Source organism: Sphingomonas sp. (assembly GCF_035317925.1).
Classification (GTDB): domain Bacteria; phylum Pseudomonadota; class Alphaproteobacteria; order Sphingomonadales; family Sphingomonadaceae; genus Sphingomonas_I.
In genome coordinates, this window is sequence record NZ_DATHFV010000056.1 from 1 (window position 1) to 10269 (window position 10269).

Sequence of the window (10269 nt, forward strand, 5' to 3'; positions counted from 1 at the left end):
GCGCCTGGCGGTGGTCGCTCCGGCGCATCAATTCCCGATGGGGGTGACGCTGTCGCTGCCGCGCCGGCTGCAATTGCTTGACTGGGCCGAACGCGCCCAGGCCTGGATCCTCGAGGACGATTTCGATGGCGAGTTCCGCTATCAGGGCCGCCCCCAACCCGCGCTCAAGAGCCTCGATCGGGCAGGCCGCGTCTTTTACACCGGCACGTTCAGCAAGACGCTCTTCCCGGGCTTGCGGTTGGGTTATCTGGTGGTGCCGCGCTCTGAGATCCAACGCTTCCTGGCGGTGATGCGCTATCTCGACGGCGGCCGATCGTCGCTGGAACAGGCGGTCACCGCCGAATTCCTGAGCGAAGGTCATTTTGCGCGCCACATCAAGAAAATGCGCGGCGCCTATCGCAGCCGCCGGGCAGCGATGGCGGCGGCGCTGGCGGATCGTTTCGGCACAGCCGCGCGGATCGAACAGGGTGCGGGCGGTCTCCATCTGATGCTGCGCGTGCAAGGCGGCCTCGGCACGCTGGAATATATACCTTGGACGAATGGACCGACGCTGGGCGCGGTTCCGATGCGCGTCCTGACCGAACGGCCGGATATGGAGGACGGTCTGTTGGTTGGCTTCGCCAATGTGCCCGAACGGCAAGCGGCCGCGATGGCCGATCAATTGTTCGCGGTGGTCGAAGCGGCGCTTCAGGCCGGCAGCGCGGTCAGATCCTTGTGATATCGGTCCTGCCAGCGGGCGTTGAGATCGGACGCCTGCCGTTGGGGCACCCACTTTTGGCGCGGGATGCCCACGCAATCGATGCCGAATTCTGCAACGATCTGGTCTACCACCGCCTGCGGATCGGAAATCAGATCCTCATATTCCACCACAAACGGCGAAATGCCCTGCCCGTCGAAGAAGGCGTGCCATTTGCCGATCTGGTTTTCGAAAGCCTCCACCGCGGTACGAATGGCCGTGAAATCATATCGTGGCGCGCAGTCGCTTGAGGTGTGAAAGCTGATCCAGGCCTGCGTCTGCTGCGCGATGACGGCGGAAATCGCCTGCGCGATCCTGTCGCGACGCCGGATTTCGATATAGCGATCGATATTCACGAAACGCAGCAACGCTTCATTGCGCGCGATCGGCGCGAACTGTGGCCAGTGCGCCTTGACCCCGAACCAGCCTGACGGTGACGTGCGGCGCTGATACAAACGCCGCAACATGGTCGGGAAATCCTCCACGCCGAGCGAAGCCATCCATTTTTTGGCATGCGGCGCATGAAAATATTCGAGCGGACTGCCCAGAACACCGGTGCCGAGCAGCAAATGGCCGAGGAAATGGCTGCCTGAGCGCGCGGTGGAGGCGAGCAGATAGGTGCGCGGCTGCCCCTGGAAGGGGGGATGATCATAATCCGGACCGAACTGGTCCCACTTATCCCCCATCGCGCGCCCGCACCCCCGTGCCCCATCTGGATAGGTACGCGAGTTAGCGGATCGCCTCTTCCTTCGCTAGGGCGGACGAATCGGGGCGTCGCCCGCCCCGCTGCAATCGCGTCCCGCGCGAGTCTTGACCGGTTCGCGTGCCAGTTTTCGGAAACGCACCTTTCCTTAACCAGCTTCGGGTGAAAATCCCTCTGGTTGTCGCGGCTTAGAGCCAGCTGAGCGCGGCAGACGGGCGAATTGCCTTGCCTCCGGAGACAGGGAGGCAGAGCATCGGATTCGCAGGGGCTGGGGAGGAAAGATGGCGACGATGTTTCCCACGCAAGGCGACGTACGACGCATGATCGCGGGCGCGATCGGCGAGTTGACGGGCACACCCGCTGAGCAGATCGACCTCGGCGCCGGCCGGGTGATGATCCACGAACAGCCACGCTGCGGCTATAATTGGAGCTTTTCGGAGACGATGGTGAAGGCGCGCTTCCGCCCCTTCGTGCATCGCGCCGTCTGCATCGTCCGCGACCGGCATCCTATTCTGAAATAAGGACGCCGGCGCGCGCGTTAAGTCGTTGGTAGCCGATCCTGTGCCATGGCGAGCCCCTTAGTCGGCCGCAGACAAGCGGCGTTCGGGGAATGGCACGTTGACCAACCTTACCGGCGCACAGGATCAGGAAGTCACGTACCTGACCGGCATAGAAGCCGACGGCAAACAGGCCGTGACCAGCTTCTGGAGCTGGAACCGTGACGAGAATCCGGCGACTTATTCGACCACCAGCCTGCAGGTAAAATGGGGTGCGCCGACAGCGGGCACGGGGGCGGCGATAGAAGTCGCCTTCGCGCCAGGCGAATGGTCCACCGCCGAAACCCAGGCTTTCACCGCCGCGATGCATCTGTGGTCCGATGTCGCCAATATCAGCTTCACGATCACGACCGACCTGTCAGTAGCCGACCTCGTCATCAATCGCGGTAGCGACGGCGCGGCGGTTACCGGGTTCACCGATGGTATCATCGGCGTCGAGGGCACGCCCATCCTGGGTAAGGCGCTGGGCGCCCAGATCAGTATCGACACGTCGGTAACGGGCTTCGGTCCGATCGGTGCGAACCTCGGCACGATCGGCGGCTATCCGTGGATGACGATGATCCACGAACTGGGCCACGCGATCGGGCTCGGCCACGGCGGGCCCTATAATGAGGGCACGACCGCCAGCAACACGATGCTGACAACCTATGACGCCACTGCCTGGACATTGATGTCCTACATTCCGGGCGACGCTTTCTATCAACCGGGCACGGGCGGATTCGGCTGGGGCAAGGCGCCCGACGGCTCCGACTATGTTGCGACCACGCCGATGATCCTCGACGTCGCCGCCGCGCAGCGCATCTATGGCATGCCGGTCAACACGCCCTTGTCGGGCGGGCAGGTGTTCGGCTTCCATGCGAACATCCAGGGCGACACCGCCCAATTCTATGATTTCACGATCAACACCCATCCCGTGGTGACCCTGTTCGATCTGGGCGGCAACAACACGCTCGATCTGTCCGGCTACGCGGTCGGCAATACGGTCGACCTGCATGATGGCACATTCAGCAGCGTCGGCGGCCTGCACCAGAATATCGGCATCGCATTTGGCACGAAGATCGACAGCGCGATCGGCGGCACCGGCAACGATGCGATCACCGGCAACGACAATGGCGACGTGCTGATGGGCTATACCGGCGCGGACATTTTGCAGGGCGGCAGCGGCAACGACCATATCTATGGCAATATGGCGGGCGGCGTGCAGGGCCTGGTCGACGGCGCCGACGCGATCAATGCCGGCGACGGCAGCAATTATGTCAACGGCAATGCCGGCGACGATTTCATCAGCGCGGGCAATGGCACCAACCGCCTCTATGGCGGTGCGGGCAACGACAAGATCGAGATTACCGGCCTGGGCATCGGCCATATCAACGGCAATATGGGCGACGACCTGCTGCAGGTAACCGGCGGCACCAACGACGTGCATGGCGGCCAGGGCAGTGACACGATCATCGCGCTCGACGGCATCAACACGCTGTCGGGCGACGCGGGCGACGATGTGATCTCGGGCGGATCGGGCGCGGACGTGATGACCGGCGGCGCGGGCGCGGATTTGTTCGTGCTGATCGGGCCGAGCGGCAAGGGCGCGAGCCCGGCCGGCGGCTATGACGAGGTGACCGATTTCGCCGACGGCATCGACTACCTGCACGTCAATGCCTTCATCGGCAGCATGCTGCCGACCTTGCTGCACGCCGACGGCCAGAGTTTCGCCGATTTTGCCGCGGCCGAAACCTATGCCACGACGCTGCTGGCGTCAGCCAACGGCGCGACCAGCGAGGTGGCGGCGCTGCAGGTCGGATCCGACACCTTCCTGTTCTACAGCAACCTCGGCTGGCCGGGCGGCGCGATCGATAGCGCCGTGAAGCTCGACCATGTCGCGGTGGGCAGCATTGACGCGCACGATTTCACGGCCACGAGCATCCACTTCTAGCGCGGTGCAATTGTCGCCGCGTTAACCATGGATTGACCTCCGGCTGCCATTGCGATTCCGAAACGCAGGGGAGACGGACATGACGATCGGCGCGATCGGCGGAGCTTCGGCGGCGAGCCAGACGAGCGGGGTTAGCGCGTCAGGCACCACCGGCAGGACCGCTTTCGACCAGATATTGGAAGCCTTCAAGAAGGAGGCGGCCAAGACGCCCGCCGAACGCGCGCGCGACGACGTGCTGAAGAAGCACAATCTGACCGAGGACAGCTATCGGGCGCTGCCGCCCGAACAGAAGAAGGTGATCGACCAGGAGATCGCGACCGCCGCACAGCGCGCGATGCAGGCGGACAAGGGCAAGGGCTTCAAGGGTGCGGAATCTGCGTCCCCGATCGCGGAAGGCCTGACCGGGATCGGCTGAGGACTTGCCGCCGCTTTTCCATGGAGATTAGTATCCAGCCCGGGAGGCAAAAATCATGTTTTCCAGATGGTTTCCGAGCATGTCGACCGACGAGGGCATCGAAGCAGGCGCCAAAGGCGGCTGCTATGCCGGGATCGCGTTCGGCTTCCTGGCGGTGCTCGGCCTGGTGGTGATGGCCTTCCAGGCGCATTCGAACGGCGCCACCCCTTTGCTGATCGCCTTCATCTCGACCGCCCCGGCATTTGAAGCAGCGATCGGGTTCGTTGCGGCCTATCGCTTTCGCTATCGCAAGGGACTGGCGATCGGATCGATCGCCCTGGTCCTGTTCCTGATCGAAATCGTCTTCAAAATCACCCACGGCGCGTTCAAACCGGGTTGGACCCTTGCTTACGTCGCCATCGTGGCGGGTTTCGTAAACGGCCTGCGTGCCGCATGGGCGACGCGGCGGGCGCCATCGCTGAACGATGCGCAACTCGAGGGCATTTTCGATTAATCGGAACGCCGTCCGCGATCGGGCTGGATCAGGCCGACCGGCTCGCTATCGAATTTTTATGCATGGCTCCCGGTCCGTCCGCGCGTAGACGGGGGCCCGCAGATTCAAGCAGCCGCGGAGACGAACGATCGAGCCTGTTCCGGGCAGCCCCGCCCCTCCCGGCCTGATATTGATGCGCGGCGCGCAACGGCTGCGGCTCGATCTGCGGTCATTCGGCTGGACGGTGGCGATCATGACGGCGACGGCGTTCGCCGCCTTCGTCGTGCGGCCCGCGCGCGGCGAAGTATCGGGCGCGCTGATCTTCGTCGTCGGCATCACTTTGGCCGGCGCGACCTTGGGGCTGGGCGCGGCGCTGGTGGCGGCGATGACGAGCTTCCTGCTTTATAATTTCTATTTCGCTGAGCCGGTGCTGACCTTCCGGTTCGACACGATCAGCGATTTCGCGCCGCTCATCATCTTCAACCTGAGTGCGGTGATATCGGGCGTGCTGGCAGGGCGCCTGCGCGACCAGGCCGAAGCGGCGGCAGCGGCCAATGGATCGCTGACCGCTTTGCTCCAGATCAGCCGATCGCTGCAATCGGCGGTGCGATTCGCCGATATCGAACAGGCGCTGACCGGCCCGGCCGTGATCGCCGCGGGCGTGCGGCTGCTGCCCGCGGACGCTGGCGCCGTGGACGCCGGCCCTGAGGAGGATGGCGATCCGACCACCGCCCACGTCAGGATAGTGGCGCTGCCCGGCGCGGGCGACGAGCCGATCACGTACAGCCTTGAATGCGGGCGCCATCGGATCGCGCTGATGATCACGCAGGGGAGCCCCCGCGAGACGACCGAGGCGGCGCTGGGATCGGCGCTCGCCAATCTGGTGGCGCTGGCAATGGAGCGCGCTGCCTTGTCCGAGAAGATCGCCGATACCGAAGCGGCGGCGCGCGTCGAGAGCCTGAAATCGGCCTTGCTCTCGTCGGTCAGCCACGATCTGCGCACCCCCCTGGCGACGATCAGCGCGTCGGCATCCAGCCTGATCGATTATGGCGACCGGCTGGAACGCGACGTCGCCGACGGCCTGCTGAGGGGCATTGTCGAGGAAAGCGAACGGCTCAATCGCTTCACCGCCAACCTGCTGCAGATGACGCGGCTGGAGGCGGGCCAGCCTTTGTCCTCCGCTCAAATTTTATCGGTGTCCGACATGCTGAGCGTGGCGGTCCGCCGCGTGCGGCCGCGCGCGGGCGAGCGGGTGATCGAGCGACGCGAAGGAGAGGATTGCCTGGTGCTGGCCGACGCGGCCCTGTTCGAACTGGTTTTGCTGAACGTGCTGGAGAATGCCATTCTCTACAGCCCGGACGGGAGCCGTATCCGGATCGCGTTGACCAGGGATGACGATATGGGGGTTATCGAGATCGCCGACGAAGGGCGCGGCATTCCTAAAGCCGACCTGACGCGCGCGTTCGAGCGTTTCTACCGCGTCGATTCCACCGAGCAGATGCCGCGCGGCAGCGGGCTGGGCCTGGCGATCGCCAAGGGCTTCGTCCAGGCGTGCGGCGGCGAGATCTCTGCCGAGCTGCCGGGCCTGAACAAGCGCGGCACGCGCATCCGTATCCGCCTGCCTCTGGCGGCGGAGAGGCACAGCTGATGGCGCACATCCTGCTGGTCGATGACGAGGTTGCGCTGACGGCGGTACTGCAACCGGTGCTGACCGCTGCCGGCCATGCGGTGACGACGGTCGCGTCGGCGGCGCAGGCGATCGAGAGCGCGGACCGGTTGATGCCCGATGTGGTTTTGCTCGACCTGGGGCTGCCGGACGGCGACGGCAAGACCGTGATCCGTGCGCTGCGGATCAAGCATGACATGCCGATCATCGTCATCTCGGCGCGCCACCAGGAAGGGGAGAAGATCGCCGCACTGGACGAGGGCGCCGACGATTATGTCGACAAGCCGTTCGAGATCGGCGTGTTGATGGCGCGCATCCGTGTGGTGCTGCGGCGCAAGCATGGCGCCGAAGCCGCGACGCGCTACCGATCGGGTCCACTCACGATCGATTTCGAAACGCGCCACGTTACGCTTGACGGCGAAGCGCTACGCCTGTCGCCAAAAGAATATGACCTGTTGCTTGCGCTGGCGCGCCATGCGGGCCGGGTGGTGACTCACAAAAGGCTGCTGACGGCAGGCTGGGGCGCGGGCTCCGCCGACACCCAATATCTGCGCGTCTATGTCGGCATGCTGCGTCAGAAGATCGAGGAAGATCCGAGCGACCCCAAGTTGCTGCTGACCGAGCCCGGCGTCGGCTATCGCCTGGCTCCATCGGAAGCCTGAGCGGCTTTTATAGGTTTTTTATGCATGGCGCGGACACGCGCCCTGCCATAGCTGGAGCACCGGCGGACGGCCGGTCGCGTTCCTCTCTCCTCGCGGCACAAAGCGCGGTCGCACGCCAAGCGGCGGCGGGCGGAGCAGGTACGCGTCCGCTGCCGCCACGAAGGTGGGGTGTTGCACAGTAAATGACCGAACCGGCTCCATCGCCGCGCGCGCCAATCGGGCGCGAGGCCCTGCTCGATCTGGGCGAGGCGGCGCCCTATTTCGAAGCGGCTGCGCTCAGCGGCAATCGCCGCTACGTTTTCGACAGCGCCGCCGGCCGCCCGATCCTGCTGCTGTTCCTGGGCAGCGGACGCTGGGCAGCGAGCGCGGCGGCGCTGGCGGTAGTCGCCCGCCACGAATCCTTGTTCGACGACGACAATGCCTGCTTCTTTGGGGTGACGACGGATCCCGACGATGCGGCGCAGGCGCGGATCGCCCAACGCATCCCCGGCATACGCTGGTTCCTGGATTACGATGCGGCGGTGAGCCGAATGTTTGGCGCCGCGCAGAACAAGGACAACAAAGCGGACTATATTCCCCATTGGCTGCTGCTCGATCCGATGCTGCGCGTCGTGGCACGCGCACCGATCAACGAAGGCGACAATATTGTTGCCCTGTTGCGCGACAGGATCGGTCGTGGCGTGGCGAACAACCATGCCCCGGTGCTGACCGTGCCGAACATCTTCGAGCCCGACATGTGCCACCAGTTGATTGGCCTCTACGACCGTCATGGCGGGCGGGATTCCGGGTTCATGCGCCAGGAAGGCGACAGAACCGTCGCCAAGCTCGATCACAATTTCAAGCGTCGGTCGGACTATACCATCGAGGACGAGGCGCTGAAACGGGCGTTGCTCGACCGGATTACGCGGCGGCTGCTTCCGCAAATCCATAAAGCGTTCCAGTTCCGCGCCACGAGGATCGAGCGCTGGATCGTTGCCTGCTATGATGGGGAAAGCGGCGGCTATTTTCGCCCGCATCGCGACAATACCACCGCCGGCACCGCGCATCGGGCCTTCGCCTGCACGATCAACCTAAATGCCGAGGAGTATGACGGCGGCGAATTGCGCTTCCCCGAATTCGGGCCACGCACCTATCGCGCGCCGACCGGCGGAGCGGTGATCTTTTCCTGTTCGCTGCTGCACGAGGCGACCGCGGTGACGCGCGGCAAGCGTTATGCCTTCCTGCCTTTTTTCTACGACGAGGCAGGCGCGGCGCTCCGCGAGCGCAACCATGCCTCGCTGGCATCGGCGACCGCCCCCTATCGCGCCGTGCCGCTGCTGGCCGAAGAGGCTCCCGCGCCGGCAGTATCCCGAGCAAAGTCGCGGCAGTAGGACAGCCGCCAATCCCACGGACCCGATACCCGCTTATGGACAGAGCCCGCCGGCGCGCTTTATCGACACGGTGTGAGCAAGCAGCACGACTATACCGCCCGGATCGTCTGGACCGGCAATCGCGGCGAGGGGACGAAAACCTATCGCGGTTATGATCGTAGCTGGGATATCGCAACGCCCGGAAAGCCCATCACCCATTGCTCGAACGACCCTTTATTGGGCGGCGACGCGGCGCTGCCCAATCCGGAGGACCTGCTGCTGTCCTCGCTCTCGGCCTGCCATATGCTGTGGTATCTGCACCTGGCGAGCGTGGCCGGAATCACTGTACTGTCCTATCAGGACGATCCGGTCGGCGTGGGCGAGACCAGCCCCAATGGCGCGGGTCGATTCCTGCGTGCAACCTTGAAGCCGCATATCGTGGTGCGCGCCGGCGATGACCTGGCCGAGGCTGAGGCTATCCACCACCGCATCCACGAATTCTGTTTCATTGCGCGATCGGTGAACTTCCCGGTCAGCTATGACGCGACTTACGCGACCGCCTGAAAAGCGGGCGGCGGGAATGCCCGCCACCCGGCCGATCAGACGAAGTCGGCGGTGCTGAAGATAGTGTCGTGGACGTGGTCGACCTTGACCGCGGAGTCGACCGCGCCGCCATGACCGGTTGAATCCCAGAACATGTAGGTGTCGCTGCCGACGGTGACCGCCGCTACGTCGCCTTGCCCGGCATGCGCCTCAAGCTGCTGCGTGGCGAACGTCATCGCTGCCGAAACCGAGTTAGCCGAGCCATGCAGCAGCTGCGTTGGGTGAAAATCGAGCGCGAACTTGTCGGAGCCGGAGGCGAAATCGGTGACCTCGTCGGTTACCCAGGCGAGTACGCCGCTGGTCGCGAAGGCGGCGTCGTGGCCGCTGAACACGAATTTGTTACTGCCTATACCACCCGTGATCGTGTCGATGCCCGCGCCGCCGGTCAGCGTGTCGTTGCCGGCATCGCCGAACAACTGGTCGTTGCCGGCGTCGCCGGTCAGGCGGTCGTCGTCGGCACCGCCATGGATGGTGTCGTTGCCGGTGCCGCCGGACAGCGTGTCGTTGCCCTTGTTGCCCTGCAGATAGTCGTTGCCCGCGCTGCCGAGGATCGAGTCGGCATCGGCGCCGCTATAAAGGCGGTCATTGCCGTCGCCGCCGTCGATGATGTCGGCCCCGGCATTACCCTGGACATAATCGTTGCCCGCACCGGCTGACAGGCTGTCGGCGCCGTCGACCGAGCCGGCGGCTGCGGTCAGTTCATTGCCGTAGATATGGTCGTTGCCGATACCGCCGGTGATCGTGTCGGAGCCCGCGCCGCCCATATAGAGATCGCTTTCGAACAGATGGCCGAGCGCGTCCGCGGAGCCGGAAGAACCCGTGATGACGTCATTGCCACCGCCGCCATCCACCGTATCGTTTGTGGCACCCGCGAACAGCGCGTCACTGGCGGCGGTACCGGATATCAAGCCGGGCGTCGTGGCTATCGGGTGGGCGGCAGCGCTTGGGCCATTCCCCGCCGCAACGAGTGCGTCGAAACGCTCGCTGCCGGTGTCATAGATCGAACCGAGCGCACCGTAGCTGCCGGCGTCGCTAGCCCGCGAGACATCGTTGAAGGCGACGAATTCGGTGCCGCCATTGGCTTTGAAGTCGGCGAGCATCGTGGCGTAGAGTTCGCCCATGCGGGGATCGGCAAGCAGGCGGTCGAAGAAATCCTGGACGGTCGGCTTGTCGGCC

At 64.6% G+C, this 10269-nt stretch carries 11 protein-coding genes; 9 read left to right on the forward strand and 2 right to left on the reverse strand.

The window, feature by feature from the left end:
• A partial coding sequence (locus VK533_RS04385; RefSeq protein ID WP_324375372.1) for a PLP-dependent aminotransferase family protein occupies positions 1-718 on the forward strand: 718 nt, incomplete at its 5' end.
• Here VK533_RS04385 and VK533_RS04390 read toward each other — a convergent pair.
• Positions 688-1305 carry a Stf0 family sulfotransferase gene (locus VK533_RS04390; protein WP_324375373.1) on the reverse strand — a complete coding sequence of 206 codons (618 nt, stop codon included), beginning with the start codon at positions 1303-1305 and terminating at the stop codon, positions 688-690. The two genes, VK533_RS04385 and VK533_RS04390, sit on opposite strands and share 31 nt — an antisense overlap.
• A gap of 415 nt (positions 1306-1720) precedes the next feature.
• Between VK533_RS04390 and VK533_RS04395 the strand changes: the two genes are divergently transcribed.
• From VK533_RS04395 to VK533_RS04430, 8 genes are all read left to right on the forward strand, one after another.
• The gene (locus VK533_RS04395; protein WP_324375374.1) at positions 1721-1960 is read left to right on the forward strand and encodes a hypothetical protein; all 240 of its coding nucleotides are present in this window, start codon (positions 1721-1723) and stop codon (positions 1958-1960) included.
• Positions 1961-2057: 97 nt separating this feature from the next.
• The gene (locus VK533_RS04400) at positions 2058-3926 is read left to right on the forward strand and encodes a M10 family metallopeptidase C-terminal domain-containing protein (protein WP_324375375.1); all 1869 of its coding nucleotides are present in this window, start codon (positions 2058-2060) and stop codon (positions 3924-3926) included.
• Positions 3927-4005: 79 nt separating this feature from the next.
• A complete protein-coding gene (locus tag VK533_RS04405; RefSeq protein WP_324375377.1) occupies positions 4006-4341 on the forward strand; it encodes a hypothetical protein in 336 nt (111 codons plus the stop codon).
• Positions 4342-4420: 79 nt separating this feature from the next.
• A complete protein-coding gene (locus VK533_RS04410; protein ID WP_324375379.1) occupies positions 4421-4834 on the forward strand; it encodes a hypothetical protein in 414 nt (137 codons plus the stop codon).
• Positions 4835-5006: 172 nt separating this feature from the next.
• Positions 5007-6461 (forward strand): sensor histidine kinase, encoded by a 1455-nt coding sequence (locus VK533_RS04415; protein ID WP_324375381.1) that lies wholly within the window; start codon positions 5007-5009, stop codon positions 6459-6461.
• A complete protein-coding gene (locus tag VK533_RS04420) occupies positions 6461-7141 on the forward strand; it encodes a response regulator transcription factor (RefSeq protein WP_324375383.1) in 681 nt (226 codons plus the stop codon). Before VK533_RS04415 ends, VK533_RS04420 begins: the two co-directional genes overlap by 1 nt.
• 182 nt (positions 7142-7323) lie before the next feature.
• On the forward strand, positions 7324-8511 hold the full coding sequence (locus VK533_RS04425; RefSeq protein WP_324375385.1) for a 2OG-Fe(II) oxygenase: 1188 nt from the start codon (positions 7324-7326) through the stop codon (positions 8509-8511).
• A 72-nt stretch (positions 8512-8583) separates the two neighbouring features.
• Positions 8584-9054 carry an OsmC family protein gene (locus VK533_RS04430; RefSeq protein ID WP_324375387.1) on the forward strand — a complete coding sequence of 157 codons (471 nt, stop codon included), beginning with the start codon at positions 8584-8586 and terminating at the stop codon, positions 9052-9054.
• A 35-nt stretch (positions 9055-9089) separates the two neighbouring features.
• Here the strand turns inward: VK533_RS04430 and VK533_RS04435 are convergent.
• Positions 9090-10269 (reverse strand): calcium-binding protein (locus VK533_RS04435; protein ID WP_324375389.1); only part of this gene is annotated, 1180 nt, incomplete at its 5' end.